Annotated in this window: 15 protein-coding genes, 1 tRNA gene and 1 pseudogene; 12 read left to right on the forward strand and 5 right to left on the reverse strand. The window is 74.2% G+C overall.

The features are described from left to right. The 4 genes and pseudogenes from HMPREF3159_RS03865 to HMPREF3159_RS03885 all read left to right on the forward strand — a co-directional run. Positions 1 to 366, forward strand: a pseudogene (locus HMPREF3159_RS03865) (hypothetical protein); the annotation flags it as partial. A 224-nt stretch (positions 367 to 590) separates the two neighbouring features. After that, a complete protein-coding gene (locus HMPREF3159_RS03875) occupies positions 591 to 1,466 on the forward strand; it encodes an inositol monophosphatase family protein (protein WP_070499762.1) in 876 nt (291 codons plus the stop codon). 76 nt (positions 1,467 to 1,542) lie between these two features. After that, a tRNA-Ala gene (locus tag HMPREF3159_RS03880) sits at positions 1,543 to 1,615 on the forward strand. Positions 1,616 to 1,776: 161 nt separating this feature from the next. After that, complete coding sequence (locus HMPREF3159_RS03885) at positions 1,777 to 1,986, forward strand: hypothetical protein (RefSeq protein ID WP_141748062.1); 210 nt, start codon at positions 1,777 to 1,779, stop codon at positions 1,984 to 1,986. A gap of 71 nt (positions 1,987 to 2,057) precedes the next feature. Here HMPREF3159_RS03885 and HMPREF3159_RS03890 read toward each other — a convergent pair whose 3' ends face one another. After that, positions 2,058 to 3,248 carry a Mur ligase family protein gene (locus HMPREF3159_RS03890; RefSeq protein ID WP_070499764.1) on the reverse strand — a complete coding sequence of 397 codons (1,191 nt, stop codon included), beginning with the start codon at positions 3,246 to 3,248 and terminating at the stop codon, positions 2,058 to 2,060. A gap of 95 nt (positions 3,249 to 3,343) precedes the next feature. Further along, complete coding sequence (locus tag HMPREF3159_RS03895; protein WP_070499765.1) at positions 3,344 to 3,694, reverse strand: hypothetical protein; 351 nt, start codon at positions 3,692 to 3,694, stop codon at positions 3,344 to 3,346. An 80-nt stretch (positions 3,695 to 3,774) separates the two neighbouring features. Between HMPREF3159_RS03895 and HMPREF3159_RS03900 the strand changes: the two genes are divergently transcribed. From HMPREF3159_RS03900 to HMPREF3159_RS03915, 4 genes are all read left to right on the forward strand, one after another. Continuing rightward, positions 3,775 to 4,485 (forward strand): alpha/beta fold hydrolase, encoded by a 711-nt coding sequence (locus HMPREF3159_RS03900; RefSeq protein ID WP_083305783.1) that lies wholly within the window; start codon positions 3,775 to 3,777, stop codon positions 4,483 to 4,485. Then, positions 4,482 to 5,336 carry an alpha/beta fold hydrolase gene (locus tag HMPREF3159_RS03905; RefSeq protein ID WP_070499766.1) on the forward strand — a complete coding sequence of 285 codons (855 nt, stop codon included), beginning with the start codon at positions 4,482 to 4,484 and terminating at the stop codon, positions 5,334 to 5,336. The genes HMPREF3159_RS03900 and HMPREF3159_RS03905 overlap by 4 nt, the downstream gene beginning before the upstream one ends. Before the next feature lie 9 nt (positions 5,337 to 5,345). Beyond that, positions 5,346 to 5,900 carry a type 2 periplasmic-binding domain-containing protein gene (locus HMPREF3159_RS03910; protein WP_070499767.1) on the forward strand — a complete coding sequence of 185 codons (555 nt, stop codon included), beginning with the start codon at positions 5,346 to 5,348 and terminating at the stop codon, positions 5,898 to 5,900. A gap of 103 nt (positions 5,901 to 6,003) precedes the next feature. Further along, positions 6,004 to 6,477 (forward strand): S-ribosylhomocysteine lyase, encoded by a 474-nt coding sequence (locus HMPREF3159_RS03915; protein WP_070499768.1) that lies wholly within the window; start codon positions 6,004 to 6,006, stop codon positions 6,475 to 6,477. Positions 6,478 to 6,568: 91 nt separating this feature from the next. On the opposite strand, the gene malQ is transcribed toward HMPREF3159_RS03915, so the two are convergent. Next, positions 6,569 to 8,698, reverse strand: coding sequence for a 4-alpha-glucanotransferase (malQ, locus tag HMPREF3159_RS03920; RefSeq protein WP_070499785.1), 2,130 nt, complete (start codon positions 8,696 to 8,698; stop codon positions 6,569 to 6,571). Between the two features lie 83 nt (positions 8,699 to 8,781). Further along, complete coding sequence (locus HMPREF3159_RS03925) at positions 8,782 to 10,404, reverse strand: dolichyl-phosphate-mannose--protein mannosyltransferase (RefSeq protein ID WP_070499769.1); 1,623 nt, start codon at positions 10,402 to 10,404, stop codon at positions 8,782 to 8,784. A 96-nt stretch (positions 10,405 to 10,500) separates the two neighbouring features. Between HMPREF3159_RS03925 and rsmI the strand changes: the two genes are divergently transcribed. Next, complete coding sequence (gene rsmI / locus HMPREF3159_RS03930; protein WP_070499770.1) at positions 10,501 to 11,346, forward strand: 16S rRNA (cytidine(1402)-2'-O)-methyltransferase; 846 nt, start codon at positions 10,501 to 10,503, stop codon at positions 11,344 to 11,346. Between the two features lie 131 nt (positions 11,347 to 11,477). Here the strand turns inward: rsmI and rpmF are convergent, their stop codons facing one another. After that, the gene (gene rpmF / locus HMPREF3159_RS03935) at positions 11,478 to 11,648 is read right to left on the reverse strand and encodes a 50S ribosomal protein L32 (protein ID WP_070499771.1); all 171 of its coding nucleotides are present in this window, start codon (positions 11,646 to 11,648) and stop codon (positions 11,478 to 11,480) included. Positions 11,649 to 11,974: 326 nt separating this feature from the next. On the opposite strand from rpmF, the gene HMPREF3159_RS03940 reads away from it, so the two are divergent. The 3 genes from HMPREF3159_RS03940 to HMPREF3159_RS03950 are packed head-to-tail and all read left to right on the forward strand — an operon-like array spanning position 11,975 to position 14,825. Further along, the gene (locus HMPREF3159_RS03940; protein WP_070499772.1) at positions 11,975 to 12,946 is read left to right on the forward strand and encodes a TatD family hydrolase; all 972 of its coding nucleotides are present in this window, start codon (positions 11,975 to 11,977) and stop codon (positions 12,944 to 12,946) included. Continuing rightward, the gene (gene rsmA / locus HMPREF3159_RS03945) at positions 12,943 to 13,902 is read left to right on the forward strand and encodes a 16S rRNA (adenine(1518)-N(6)/adenine(1519)-N(6))-dimethyltransferase RsmA (RefSeq protein WP_070499773.1); all 960 of its coding nucleotides are present in this window, start codon (positions 12,943 to 12,945) and stop codon (positions 13,900 to 13,902) included. Before HMPREF3159_RS03940 ends, rsmA begins: the two co-directional genes overlap by 4 nt. Further along, positions 13,899 to 14,825, forward strand: a complete 927-nt coding sequence (locus tag HMPREF3159_RS03950) for a 4-(cytidine 5'-diphospho)-2-C-methyl-D-erythritol kinase (RefSeq protein ID WP_070499774.1) — start codon at positions 13,899 to 13,901, stop codon at positions 14,823 to 14,825. The genes rsmA and HMPREF3159_RS03950 overlap by 4 nt, the downstream gene beginning before the upstream one ends. Positions 14,826 to 15,033: the final 208 nt, after the last annotated feature.

The following is a 15,033-nucleotide window of genomic DNA, read 5'->3' on the forward strand; positions in this document are numbered from 1 at the left end:
GCGCCCGCGAGCACCGGCCGCGAGCTGCCCGCCCCGTCGGCCGTCTCCGCCGCGCAGCATCCCGCCGTGTCCGCGGAGGCCGAGGCTCCCTCCGCGTCCGCGCTCGAGACCGCCTCGGAGCGCGCGGCCGAGCAGGTCACGCGCCCGGGGGAGTGGACTCCCCGCCCGGTGCCGCGGCCCACCTACGCCCTGCGCGGCGAGGTCGACGACCTCGCCGCCCGTCACGCCGCCCACCGCCGCAGCATGCTCCCGGAGTCCGTGCCGCTGGAGCGCGCGCACGTCGAGGAGGCGGAGGCGGTCGAGGAGAGCTTCGCCCCCGCGCAGGACCTCCACCTCGACGAGATCCTCGCCCGCCGCCGCGCCTGAGGCGGACCCGGTGCGCATCGTCTCGAAGTCGCTGCGGGTGCGGGGGCTGCTCGACCGGGTCCTCGCCCGCCCGGGCATCGTCGGCCCGCGCACTGTCGACGACTTTGCCTCGGTGCACGCCGCACAGCGCCGGGTCCGCCCTGGAGGGCAGCTCGAGGGAGGGGAGGCGTCCGCGCCCCGGGCCGTCGCCCCGATCCTGACCAGGGCGGACTAGCCTGGCGGTGATGAACACCACCGATTCCTCCGCCCCGTCCCCGGCCCAGCTGCTCGAGCACGCCCTCACCGCCGCGCATGCCGCCGCCGAGTACCTCCGCGGCCTCGACCGCGACGACCTCTCCCGCGAGTACAAGACCTCCAGCCACGACATCGTCACCGAGCACGACCGCCGCAGCGAGGAGATCATCGTCTCCGAGCTGCGTCGCCTGCTGCCCACCGCCCGCATCGTCGGCGAGGAGGGCGGGGAGCGCCCCGCCGCGGAGCACTCCGGTCCCGGGCAGGTCAGCTTCTACGTCGACCCGATCGACGGCACCAGCAACTTCGCCGCCGGCCTGCCGCTGTTCTGCATCTCGATCGGCGTCACGATCGGCGACGAGCTGGTCGCCGGAGTGATCGACGCGCCGGTGCTCGGCCAGGTCTTCGCCGCGGCCGACGGCCCCGCGACCTTGAACGGCCGGGAGATCACCCCGCGCGAGACGCGCCCCGCCCCCGACGCCCTCGTGCTCTCCGGCTACCCCGGCCAGCGCACGGGCTCCCGCTTCCCGGAGTACGCCGCGAACGCCGTCCGCACCCTCGAGGACTCGGTCTCCGCGGTGCGCCACCTGGGCTCCGCCGCGCTCGAGCTCGCCTACGTCGCCGCGGGATGGGCGGACGCCACCGCCCTGACCGCGATCAACTCCTGGGACGTCGCGGCCGGCTTCCACATCGTCCGCCGCGCCGGCGGCTCCCTGCGCACCTGGCCCGGGGAGAAGGCCGACGAGCGTCCCGACCACCTCCAGCCCGCCTACGTCGCCTGCACCGGCCAGGGGCGGCTCGAGGTGCTCGATGCGCTGCAGGACGAGCTGCAGGCTCTGCGGGTCCGGAGCCGAGCGTCCGCTCTGTGACCTTCGTCAAGAGGCCCGCCTCGATGCGACAGCATCCCTGGTGGGGTGCTAATCTGATGCGGTCGCCGAGCGACATGGGGCTATGGCGCAGTTGGTAGCGCGTCTCGTTCGCAATGAGAAGGTCGGGGGTTCGAATCCCCCTAGCTCCACAAAATCACCCCGCTGGTCTACGGACCGGCGGGGTTCTTCGTGCTCGCGAGCGGGACGGCCGCGGCGATGTCGCCATGGATTCCCTCCCGTCCCTTGCGCCTCGTCGTGTGACCGGGTTCACTCGGTCGTGCATCGGTCCGACGACACCGAGGGGGACACCATGACCGACGCACGCTCCACCTACGATCCCGACGGCGGGTACGACCCGGACGGCGGGTATGACCCCGATGGGGGCTACGACCCGGACGGCGGGTATGACCCGGATGGCGGGTACGACCCGGATAGCGGGTATGACCCGGACGGGGGGTACGACCCCGATGGCGGCTATGACCCGGACGGCGGGTACGACCCCGACAGCGGCCTGATCTGATCCGACCACGGTGCGGCGTCCGCGAGGAGCGGGCGCCGCACCGTCATGTCCGGACCGTCACGTCCGGCCCGTCAGTCCCGCGCCAGCAGCTCCCGCAGCACGGCCCGGTCATCGTGCGGCACGCGCTGCGTCCCCACCAGCTGCTCCGTCTCGTCGCCCTTGCCGGCCACCAGCACCACGTCGCCGCTGCGCGCCATCTCCCAGGCGGCGCGGATCGCATCGGCCCGGCGCGGCACCTCGATCGAGTCCGGGCAGCCCTCCCGCACCTCGGCGCGGATCCGGGCGGGCGGCTCCCGGCGCGGGTTGTCGTCGGTGAGGACGACGAGGTCCGCGAGTTCGGCCGCGATCTCGCCCATCGGGGCGCGCTTGGCCCGGTCGCGCTCCCCGCCGGCACCGACCACCAGGAGCACCCTGCCCTCGGTCCGGTCCCGCACCGCCGTGAGCGCTGTGCGCAGCGCCGCGGGGTTGTGCGCGGTGTCGACCATCGCGGTGACGCCGCCGCGGCGCCCTATCACCTCGAGCCGGCCCGGGGGAGGAGTCACCCCGGCCAGCGCCTCGGCCACCGTCCCGGGCCCCGCACCGAGGGCGATCACCGCGCTCGCCGCGAGCAGCAGGTTCATCACCGTCACCGCGTGCACCGTCGGCAGCAGCACCGGGAGACGCTGCGAGCCCACGCACAGCACCCCCTCGAGCCGCACCGCCCCGTCGGCCGCGGCGACCTCCTCGGCCTCCTCGAGCACCACGTCACCGCCGGGACCGACCGTCACCAGGCGCGCCCCGCGCCGCGCCGCCGCGTCCCGCACCAGATCCCCCTGCGCGCAGTCCGTCGCCAGCACCGCCACCCCGTCGGGCCGCAGGTGCTCCTCGAACAGCCGCAGCTTCGCGCCCCAGTACGCCTCGAGGCTGCCGTGCACGTCGAGATGGTCGCGCTCGAGCCCCGTGCACACCGCCACGTCGACCTCGACGTGCTCGAGCAGCCCGTCCTTGAGGATCCCCACGAAGGCCTCGAGCGAGATCGCCTCCGCACCGAGCGCGACCTGCTCGGCGATGAGGTCCGGCAGGAACTGCGCAGAGCGCCGGAACTGCGCGGGCCTCACCGCACCGTGTACGTCGTCGATCCCGGTCGAGTCGCAGCCGGCCGCGCGCAGCCCCGCCGCGCGCAGCAGCTGCAGGGTCGCGGTCGCGACGGTGGTCTTGCCGTTGGTGCCGGTGACTGCGCTGACGAGCGGGCGGCCGACGGGTGCGGTGACGGGCTGGATCATCGTTCTCCCCCTGGGACGACGGCAGCACGCGCGGACGGCGCACCGCTCTCATCCCACCACACGACCAGGGCCCGTCCCAGGCCCGGCACTCGTTATCAGGCCCCGGAGCGTGAGGGCGGGATCGGACGGAACCGTCCGCCCGCACCGCGGCTCAGCACCACGGCGCTCGCCGGAGCGACCTCGCACACGGTCTCCTCGAGATGCCGGGCCACCGCCGCGAGGGCCCGCCGTGCCGACTCGTCCTCCTCCGCCCGGGAGCTCGGATCCACGCCGAAGCGCAGCACCACCCGGCCGACGCGCCGGCCCGCGACGAGCGGCGCCTCGACGTCCTTCCGCTCCACGGCGTGGAGGGAGCCGAGCGCGAACGCGGCCTGCTCGAGCACGTCGGCGGGGGAGGAGCCGGTGCGCAGCGCACCGATCGGCAGGTGGAGGCGGTAGCTCGGCATCGTCCCAGGCTAGTCCCGCTCCGAGAGCTCCGGTACGCTCCGTGCGGGACGGGCCGCAGAGGACCGGGGGAGGGGACGCCGTGACTCGGAGCATCGTGCTGATCCACGCCGTGCGCTCCTCGCGCACCATGTGGAAGGGCCAGGTGCGCCGCCTGCGCGAGCGCGGCTACGAGGTGATCACCCCGGACCTGCCCGGCCACGGCGCCCGCCGCGGCGAGCCCTTCACCCTGGAGTCCGCGCTCGCCACGATCGACGAGGCCGTCTCCCGCTGCCAGCAGCCGCCGCTGCTCGTCGGCCTCTCGCTCGGCGGCTATCTCACCCTCCACTTCGCCGGCACGAACCCCGGCCGGCTCGCGGGCGTCGTCGCCGCGGACTGCACAATCGTTCCCGGTCCCGCGATGGCGCGGATGTACGGGCTGTGGATGACGATGAAGGACTGGCTGCCCGGCGACTCCGACGCCCGCGTCGCCCGCTCCTTCGCCCGGCGCCACACCCGCAAGGCCGCGAAGCGGTACTACGGCGGCGGCCGAGCCCACGGCGTGATCCGCACCGTGGTGCGCACGATCGGCGCCCTCGACCTGCTCGCCGACGTCGCCGCGATCGACGTGCCGATCACCTTCGTCAACGGCGAGCACGACCCCTTCCGCCGCCACGAGGCGCTGTTCGTCGAGGCCGCCCGCGACGGCGAGCTCGTGATCCTCCAGGACGCCGGGCACATCGCGAACCTCTCCCGTCCCAAGCGCTTCGCGAAGGTGCTGCACCGCTGCGCGGCGGCGACGGTGCCGGCGTGAGCGACCCCGCGGTTCCCGTCGGTTCCGGCCCTGCCGGGCACGCGCGCCCCTGGCCCGTCGTGCTCGTGCACGGCACCCGCACCTCGCACAGCCAGTGGGACCCGCAGGTGCCCGCGCTCCGCGCCGCCGGGCACCACGTCCTCGCCCCGGACCTGCCCGGGCACGGCGCACGCCGCGGCGAGAACTTCACCCTCGAGGCCGCGCAGTCCGTCATCGAGGGCGCCGCGCGCACCGCGCACGAGGCGACCGCTCTGCCCGTCCACCTCGTCGGCAGCTCGCTCGGCGGGCTGCTCGCCATCCGCTCCGCGGCGCGGCTCGGGGAGGCGGACCAGGCCGACTCCGGCACCGACAGGGCCGGCGCACCACCCGTCCTCGGCTCCCTCGTCGCCTGCGGCGCCGCGGTCCAGCCCACCCCGCTCACCGCCCGGCTCTACGCCCGCCTGATCACCGCCACCGACCTGCTGCCCGCGATGCGCACGGGCACCGAGGCCTTCCCCTTCACCTGGCTGCTGGGCCGGGACGGGGCCCGCGCGTACCTGCGCGGCGGACGGGCCGACATCGACGTGGTCGCCCCCGCCTTCGCCGCCGTCGCCTCCCTGGACCTGCGCGGCGAGCTGTCCCGCATCCCCGCGCCGGTGACCTTCCTCCACGGCCGCCTCGAACAGCTGCGCCTGCACGAGCGATCGTTCACGGCCGCCGCTCCGCAGGGCCGGCTCGAGCTGCTGCCCTACGGCAACCACATGCTGAACCTCGTCCGCGCCGAGCGCTTCACCCCGGACCTCCTGCGCGTCCTCGCCCGCGCCGAGCGGTCGAGGAGCGTCGGGACGACCTCGGACGGGGCGGGGCCCTAGTCTGGTCCCATGCACCACACCACCCTGCGCGTCGGCTTCGTGCCCGGCGTCGAGCCCGACCGCTTCCTGCGCCGCTGGAAGTCCGGACGTCGCGGCGCCTGGCTCGAGCTCGTCCCCGTGCCGCTGTCCCGCCAGACGGAGGCGCTGATCGGCGGCGAGGTCGACATGTGCTTCGTGCGCCTCCCGCTGCCGGAGGAGTCGGGCGAGCAGCTGCACCGGGTGGCGCTGTGGGAGGAGCGCGCCTGCGTGGTCGTCGGAGACGAGGACGTGCTGAGCCTGCAGGACGACATCGTCGAGGCCGACCTCGAGGGGCAGACCGAGATCCGACAGGAGCACCTCGACGATGCCGCCTCACGGATCGCCGTGGCCGCGAGCGGAGTCGGCTTCACGCGGGTCCCGCTCTCCCTCGCCCGCCTCCACCGTCGCAAGGACGCCGTCGCCCTCCCTCTGCGGGACGGCGAACCGACCCGCATCGCGCTCGCCTGGCCCCGCGCGGCCGACGACGAGATCCGCCAGGAGTTCGTCGGCGTCGTCCGCGGCCGCACCGCCCGCTCGAGCCGCTGACCGAGCCGCGCAGAGCGCCTGCGTCGCGCCTCCGCACGTGCCGACCGCGCACCCGCCCCGTCGGCCCCTGAATCCTCCGCCCACACCCGACCAGAGGAGAACCATGACCGAGCAGCCCCGCATGAACGTCGAGAGCTTCAACCTCGACCACCGCACCGTCGCCGCGCCCTACCTGCGCATCGCCGATCGCAAGGAGCTGCCCGGCGGCGACGTGCTCACCAAGTTCGACGTCCGCTTCACCCAGCCGAACCTCGCCCATCTCGAGTCCGAGACGGTCCACTCCCTCGAGCACATGATGGCCGAGCACATGCGCAACCACTCCGCGGACGTCCTGGACGTCTCCCCGATGGGCTGCCGCACCGGGTTCTACGTGCTGCTGGTGGGGGACCACGACGCAGACGGCTTCGCCCCGGTCCTCGAGGCGACCCTGCGGGACCTGCTCGCGGCAGACGAGGTCCCCGCCGCGAACGAGGTGCAGTGCGGCTGGGGCGCCCACCACAGCCTCGAGGGCGCCCAGGCCGCGGCCCGCGCCTTCCTCGAGGCGCGCGAGGAGTGGGGCACCGTCACCGCCTCCTGAGCCTGCCCCGCCGACGACGCAGCCCCGCCTCCCACGATCACGGGAGGCGGGGCTGCGTCGTCGAGCGTCCCGGCGGGCGGGGAGAGCGGGCTCAGCGCCCGCCGATCCCCTCTCGCACCGCGGCGAGCAGTCGTGCGGTGCGGGGATCGGTCGCGATCTCGTCGAGGCCGACGGGTCGGCCGGCCGGGTCCGCGAGCGGGATACGCCAGTTGGGGTACTCCTCGTCGGTGCCCGGCTGGTTCTGGATCCGCCGCTCGCCCACGCAGTCCACGAGCGAGACCCCGAGCAGCATCGACGGGGTGCGGGCCAGGTGCCGGTGCAGGGCGATCACCGTCTCCTCGACGTCGACTGCTGGACCCGGGGCCAGCAGCCCCTCGGCCCGCAGCACGTCCAGCACCTTCTCGCGTCCGGCGGCGTCGGTCGCGAGCTCCTCGTCCAGCGGCCGCTCCAGCAGCCCGAGCTCGTGGCGGAGGGTGACGTGGTCGCCGGCGAGATAGCCGGCCGTCGGCGGCAGGTCATGGGTGTTCACCGAGGCCATGCACAGGGTGCGGTAGTCCTCGGCGCGCAGCGGCTTCCCCTCGCCGTCGTACTCGAACCACAGGATCGAGGTGCCCATGATCCCGCGGTCCACCAGGTAGTCGCGCACCCACGGCTCGAAGGTGCCCAGGTCCTCGCCGACGACGAGGGTGCCCGAGCGCTGCGCCTCCAGCACGAGGATCCCGATCATCGCCTCGTGGTCGTAGGAGACGTAGGCGCCGTCGGCCGCCCGGTGCCCCTCGGGGATCCACCACAGCCGGAACAGGCCCAGCACGTGGTCGATCCGCAGCGCGCCGGCATGCCGCATCAGGGTGCGCAGCATGTCCCGCCACGGCCGGTAGGACGCCTCGCGCAGACGCTCCGGGTGCCAGGGCGGCTGCGACCAGTTCTGGCCCTGCTGGTTGTACTGATCGGCGGGGGCGCCGACGGTCGCGCCGCGCGCGAGCACGTCCTGCAGGGCCCAGGAGTCCGCACCGACCTGCTCCACGCCGACGGCGAGGTCGTGCATGATCCCGATCCGCATCCCGGCCTTGCGCGAGGCCGCCTGGGCGGCGGCCATCTGCTCGTCCAGCCACCACTGCACGCGGACGTGGAACTCGATCCGGTCGGCGAGCTCGGTCCGTGCCTGCTCGAGGACCGCCTCGTCGAGGTGCTGCAGCACGGTCTCCCCGGGCGTGCCGCGCACCGACTCCGCGATCGCGGACCACAGGGCGAAGTCCTCGAGCCCCTGCCCCTCCCGCGCCCGGTAGGCGTCGAGCAGCGCGGCCCGGCCCGCCGTCAGCGGCACCGCGAACAGCTCCTCGAGCGCCTCGAGCTTCGCCTCCAGCACGGCGTCGCGCTCGAGCCGGTCCCCGCGCGTGTTGCGGTCCGCGACCGTGCCGCGCAGCAGCTCGACCTTCTGACGGGCGACCTCGGTGAGGGAGCGGTGCTCGGGCACGTCCTCGATCCGCAGGTACAGCGGGGCGGTGAAGCGCCGGGTGACCGGGAGATAGGGGGAGGGCTCCACGGGCGGGGTCGGGTAGGAGGCGTGCAGCGGGTTCACCAGCAGGAAGTCCGCGCCGTGGCGGGCTCCTGTGATCGCGGCGAGGTCGCGCATGTCGGCGAGATCACCGATGCCCCAGGACCGCTCGGAGCGGACCGAGTACAGCTGCGCCTGGACGCCGAAGGCGCGCCGGGCCGCGTACTGCTCGTGGACGGTGAGCCGTGCCGGGGTGACCACGAGGTCCGCCTCGGCGGGACCGGCGGCGGTCTCGGCGACCAGCCGGTGCCAGCCCAGCGGCAGGCCCTCCGGCAGCAGGAAGCGGGCGCGGCCGCGCAGCGTGCCGTCGAGGTCGTGGGCGGGGGTGTGGTCCTCGCCCTGGACGAGGTCGACCCGGCCGCCCTCCTCGAGCAGGACGTGCACGGTGACGGGGGTGCCGTGGTCGACGTGCACGGGGACGCTCGATGCCCGGTCCTCGCGCATCACCGTCACGGGCGGGAGGGTGCGTTCCCACGGGGCGCGATCGCGGCGGGCGCGGACGGCGGCGATGTCCGCGTCGGAGGCGACCGGGGAGCCGAGCGCGGCGAGGATCGCGTGCAGGGTGGAGTCCGCGACATCCTTCTCGGTGCCGTCCCACCCCCAGTACCGGGTGCTGACACCGAGGTCGTGGGCGAGAGCTCGCAGCGCTGAGGAGTCCGTGGCCATGGCGTCATCGTAGCGGCGGGCAGGGGCCGTGATGCACCGGACTGCGGGGTTGCCGCACGGGATGCCGGCGCGCCCGCGGTCCGTCAGGTCCAGGACGGCAGCCACATCCGGTACTGCCACTGCTCCACGTCCAGCACCTGCCCGGTCCACACCGGCCAGAAGAACGCCGAGACCATCACGATGAGCACCAGCAGCGAGCCGACGAACAGCCCGCCGGCCAGGCGCCGCTCCCGCTCCGCGCCCGGCGGACCGATCACGAGGCTGAGCATGTAGGTCAGGCACAGGATCAGCCACGGCTCGAAGGCGATCGCGTAGAAGGTGAAGATGGTGCGGTCGGTGTACAGCAGCCACGGCAGGTAGCCGGCGACGATCCCCGACAGCGACGCCCACGCCCGCCCGTCGCGATGCACGATCCCGAGCACCACTGCGACGAGGATCGCCAGCGCTCCCAGCCACCAGATCAGCGGATTTCCGACGTCGAGGATGTGCGCGCCGCAGCGGGCGACCTCGCAGCCGTTCTCCCCGTAGTCGTAGGAGCGGTAGTAGAAGTTCGTCGGCCGCAGCTGCAGCAGCCAGCCCGCGGGATGCGCCGCGTACGGGTGCTCGGAGTCGAGGCCGACGTGGAAGTCGTAGGCCTGGCGGTGGTACAGCCACAGCGAGATCAGCGCATCGAGCGGACCGAACCCGGTGGCGACGCCCTCGTCGGCCGCGAGGTGCCGGTTGTACCCGATCGAGGAGGCGAACCAGCCGGCCCAGGAGACGAGGTAGGTCAGCAGCGCCGTGCCGACCACCGCGAAGAACGCGGGGATCGCGTCCTTCACCAGCCCGACGAGGAACCAGCGGGGCTGGGCGATCGTGCGGCGCGCCCACCAGTCCCACAGCACGGTCATGATCCCGAAGACCGCCACGAAGTACAGCCCCGACCACTTCACTGCGCAGGCCGCCCCCAGCAGCGCCCCGGCCAGGATCCGCCAGGGTCGCAGCCCGCCCGCGGCCCCGAGCGGGGGCGGCGCCTCGGAGGCCAGCTGCATCCGGGCGGCGGTCAGCGCGAGATGCTCCCGGAACCGGTCGCGGTCGATGAGCAGCGCGCCGAAGGCGGCGAGCACGAAGACCATCAGGAAGGGGTCCAGCAGGCTCGTGCGCGCATGGACGAGCGCCATCCCGTCCACGGCGAACAGGAGCCCCGCGATGAGGCCCGCGGTGGTGGAGCGGAACAGCCGCCGCGCGATGAAGGTCAGCATCAGCACCGCGAGGGAGCCGAGCACGGCGGAGGAGATCCGCCAGCCCCAGGGGCTGTCCGCTCCCAGCAGCGTCATGCCCGCGCCGATCAGCCACTTCCCGAGCGGCGGATGGACGACATAGGAGGCGGTCTCCTCGTAGGAGTCGACGTCCCCGGCCTCGAAGGCCGCATCGGGCTCCTCGGGCCAGTCCATCTCCACGCCCTGCTGGGTGAGGGTGAAGCCGTCCTTGACGTAGTAGGTCTCGTCGAAGATCAGCTCCCCGATGGAGCCCAGCCCCCACAGCCGCAGCACGAGCGCGAGGCCGAACACGGCCATCGCCCCGGCCCAGGCCATCCGCGAGACCGGCAGGTCGACGGCGCGCAGACGCCGGCGGTAGGAGGCCAGCAGCGCGCCCGGCTCGTCCTCGACGGCCGCACGACGACGGGCCCCCGCCGCGGACTCCTCCTCGGACAGCTCGGTGCGCACCCGGTCATGCTAGGTGATCGGCAGGCCGCGGCACGGACAGCACGCGGATCCCGACGGCGACGAGGGGACCGGCACCGACGGCACTAGCATGGCGGGATGCTCGAGCCCGGAGTCCTCACCCTCGCCGCCACCCCGATCGGGAACCCTCTGGACGCCTCGGTGCGCCTGCTGCGGGCGCTCGGCTCCGCGGACCTCATCGCCGCCGAGGACACCCGGCGCCTGCACCGGCTGATGACCGACCTCGAGGTCTCCACGAGCGCGAGGATCCTCTCCTACCACGAGCACAACGAGGCCGAGCGGACCGCGACGCTGCTCGAGGCGGTCCGTGCCGGGCAGCGGGTCCTCGTGGTCACCGACGCCGGGATGCCGGTGGTCTCCGATCCCGGCTTCGAGGCCGTGCGCGCCGCCGCGGAGGAGGGCCTGCCCGTCACGGTGATCCCCGGCCCGTCGGCCGTGCTCACCGCGCTCGCCGCCTCGGGGATCGCCCCGGACCGCTTCACCTTCGAGGGCTTCCCGCCCCGGCGCGGGGGCCGGCGCGCGAGCGCCCTCGAGCCGCTCGCGGGCGAGCGGCGCACCTTGGTCTTCTTCGAATCTCCGCGGCGCACCGCCGCGACCCTCGCCGCGATGGCGGAGGCCTTCGGCGAGGGCCGACGCGCGGCCGTGGCCCGCGAGCTGACCAAGACGCACGAGGAGATCTTGCGCGGCACCCTCGCCGAGCTGGTCCGTTGGGCGGAGGGCACCGAGGTGCTCGGCGAGATCGTGATCGTGGTCGCCGGGGCCGAGCCGGTCCTCGCCTCCGCCGAGGACCTCGTCGACGAGGTGCTCGAGCGGGCGGCCGCGGGGGAGCGGCTCAAGGACGCGGCGAAGGAGATCGCCCGGGCCCACGAGGGCGTGGGCGCGAGCGAGCTCTACGATCTCGCGCTCTCCGCCCGTCGGCGGTGAGGACGCCGGTGATGGGGCGCCGGGGGCGTGGGCGCCCCGTGGCGCGCCGGCGCTGCATGCGAGAACGCCCCCGGCACCAGGTGCCGGGGGCGTTCTCCAAGGTCCTGCGTGCGGGCCGTGCCCGCACGGGATCAGTCCTCGATCTGGAGGAGGCCGCGCTGGTAGGCCTTCGCGAGGCGGCGCGGGACGTTGGCGGTGCGGCCGCGGACCGTCACCTGCACGAGGTCGGCGCTGTTCGCCTTCCACTGCGAGCGGCGGGAGTGCGTGCGCGCACGGGACATCTTGAACTTGGGCACTGCCATGGGACGCTCCTTGGACGGTCCGGAGGATGAACGGCGTTGGCGTCCGTCCCGAGCAGCGACCCGAACCCGCTGCAGTGTCCGGGGACACGACGATCGGGGCGCTCGGGTGCACGAAAGGGCGCGCAACGACGACCCATCCTGCCACATCCGCATCGATTCCGCGCCCTCGCGCTCCGTGAGGTAGCACACCGGCGGTGCAGGACACGGCCGGTCGGGCGCCTCTGCGGCGCTGCGCGGCAGCGCGACGGCCGTCGGCCCCGCAGGCCACGGGGGCGCTCCCGAGGACACGGTGCGGAGCAGTGCGGCGACCCTCCTACGATGGTCGCATGCCGTCACCGCACGAGAACACCCCCGCCTCCGCGCTCCCGCCGGTGCGCGACCGCGAGGACATCGATCCGCGCGGGAAGAAGCGCGACCGCTCCTGGCCGCCCGCGCCCGAGCCGCTGCCGTACCCGGTGATCGACAACCACTGCCACCTCGACTTCGCCGACGGGGACACGCAGCTCAGCGTCCAGGACCACGTGGACCGCGCCGCCGCCGCCGGCATCGACGCGCAGATCACGATCGGCTCCGACCTCGAGGCGGTGCGCTGGACCGCGGCGCTGCTGGCCGCCCCGGACTGCCCGCCCTCCCTGCGCGGCGGGGTCGCCGTGCACCCCAACGAGGCGGCGCTGCACGCCCGCGGCCACGACCACGAGGGGCGCGGGATCGTCGGCCTCGACGCCGCGATCGCGGAGGTCTCGGAGCTGCTGCGCGGCCCCGGCATGGTCGTGGTGGGGGAGACGGGCCTGGACTGGTTCCGCACCTCCCGCAAGGACGAGCAGGCCCGCGAGGCGCAGATCTCCTCCTTCCGCGCCCACATCGCGCTCGCCAAGGAGCTCGACCTCCCGCTCCAGATCCACGACCGCGACGCGCACCGCGACGTGCTCGAGATCCTCGAGGCCGACGGCGCCCCCGAGCGGACCGTCTTCCACTGCTTCTCCGGCGACGCGGAGTTCGCGCGCGAGTGCGCGGACCGCGGCTGGTTCCTCTCCTTCGCCGGCACCCTCACCTTCAAGAACGCGACCGACCTCCGCGCCGCGCTCGCCGAGGTGGGCCTCGGACAGGTCATGGTCGAGACCGACGCGCCCTTCCTCACCCCCGTGCCCTATCGCGGCCGGCCGAACTCCTCCTATCTGATCCCGCTGACCATGGCGACGATCGCGGAGACCACCGGTGCCTCCCTCGAGGAGGCCTGCCGCGCGGTGCGGGCCACCACCCAGGACGTGTACGGCTGGCCCGAGGCGGTCGCGGCATGAGCACCGCCGGGCAGGACGGCGCCGACCTGCTGCTGACCCACCGCGACATCCGCGAGCTCGCCGAGGCCGCGGGGATCCGCCCCTCGAAGCAGCGCGGGCAGAACTTCGTGATGGACCCCAACACGGTGCGCACCATCGTCGGACGCGCCGGCGTCGAGCCCGGCCAGGCCGTGCTCGAGGTCGGGCCGGGTCTGGGATCCCTCACGCTCGGCCTGCTCGAGGCGCAGGCGGACGTCGTCGCCGTCGAGCTCGACCGCGGGCTCGCCGAGCTGCTCCCTCTCACCCTGCGCGCACGCGGCGTCGAAGAGGAGCGCTTCCGCCTCGTCCACGCCGACGCGCTCCAGGTCACCGAGCTGCCCGCGCTGCCCCGCGCGGGAGAGCCGACGATGCTGGTCGCGAACCTGCCCTACAACGTCGCCACCCCCATCCTGCTGACCATGCTGGAGCGCTTCGACTCGCTCCGCTCGGCGCTGGTCATGGTCCAGTCCGAGGTCGTCGACCGCCTCACCGCCGGACCCGGCTCCCGCACCTACGGCGGTCCGAGCGTGAAGGCCGCCTGGTACGGCCGCGCCGTCCACGCCGGACGGATCTCACGCCAGATCTTCTGGCCCGTCCCCAACGTCGACTCCGCCCTGGTGCAGCTGGTCCGCCACGAGGAGCCGCTCGGCAACGCGGCGGAGCGGGAGCAGGTCTTCGCCGTGATCGATGCGGCCTTCGCCCAGCGCCGCAAGACCCTGCGCGCCGCGCTCGCCGGCTGGGCGGGCACCGCGGCACGCGCCGAGGAGATCCTCCGCGCCGCCGGGATCGCCCCGTCGGCTCGCGGGGAGACCCTCGAGGTCGAGCAGTTCCGCGCCATCGCGCACGCCGCGGCGGAGCAGGCCGAGGGCGAGGTCGGGACGGACAGGGCGACGGAGCGTCACGCGCTCGAGGACGACGCGACGGGAGCCGAGGGGTGAGCGGCGCCCTCGAACGGGTGGTCGTGCGCGCCCCCGGCAAGATCAACCTGTCCCTGCACGTCGGCGGTGTGGACGGCCGCGGCTACCACGCGCTCGCGACGGTGTTCCAGGCGGTCGACCTCTACGAGATCGTCACGGCGACCCGCGCCGACGAGATGGGCCTCGAGATCACCTCCGAGGTGCCGGGGGAGGTGCCGCTGGACGGCACCAACCTCGCCCTGCGCGCCGCGGAGCTGCTGCGCACCGAGTGCGGCGTGCGGGAGGCGGCGGCGCTCCACGTCCGCAAGCAGGTCCCCGTCGCCGGCGGCATGGCGGGCGGCTCGGCCGATGCGGCCGCGGTGCTCGTGGCGCTGGACCGGCTATGGGAGCTGGGCCTCGGCGCCGAGGCGCTGCGCACGCTCGGGGCACGGCTCGGCGCCGACGTGCCCTTCTCGATGCTCGGCCACACCGCGCTCGGCCGCGGCAACGGCGCGGACCTCACCACGGTGCTCACCCACGGCCGATGGACCTGGCTGCTCGCCGTCCCCGGCGGGCACCTCTCCACCCCGGAGGTCTTCCGGTGCTTCGACGAGCTCGTGCTCGCGGGCGGCCGGGTGCCGCCGGAGCGACCCGAGATCGACGAGCGACAGCTCCAGGCGCTCAGCGGCGGCAACCTCGAGCTGCTCGCCGACACCCTCCATAACGACCTCCAGGCCGCGGCGTTCGCCCTGCATCCCCGGCTCGAGGAGGTCGTCGAGGCCGCCGAGCGGCTCGGCGCGATCGGCGCGATCGTCAGCGGCTCCGGGCCGACGGTCGCCGCGCTGGTCGAGGACGAGGCCGCCGCGCGCACCATCGCGGCAGGCCTGACGGAGGCTGGTCTGGCGGAGTCCTGCCTGATCGCGCGGGGCTCGGCGCCCGGCGCGAGCGTGCTCGAGGAGAGCTGAGCCGGGCTGCGGATTGCCCTGCTCCGAGCGTGCTCGAGGAGTGCTGAGCCGGGCTGCGGCCTGCCCCTCCGAGCGCGGCCCCGTCCGGGTGCGGCATGGACGGTTCCTCCCCAGAGCAGGTTCATCCACAGCGTCGTGTCGAGGGTTCCTCCCCACGTGCCGGGTTTCCACAGTGCGCTGTCCACAATTCTGCGCGGAAGATCTTGGA

It is taken from the genome of Brachybacterium sp. HMSC06H03 (assembly GCF_001807385.1).
Lineage (GTDB): Bacteria > Actinomycetota > Actinomycetes > Actinomycetales > Dermabacteraceae > Brachybacterium > Brachybacterium conglomeratum.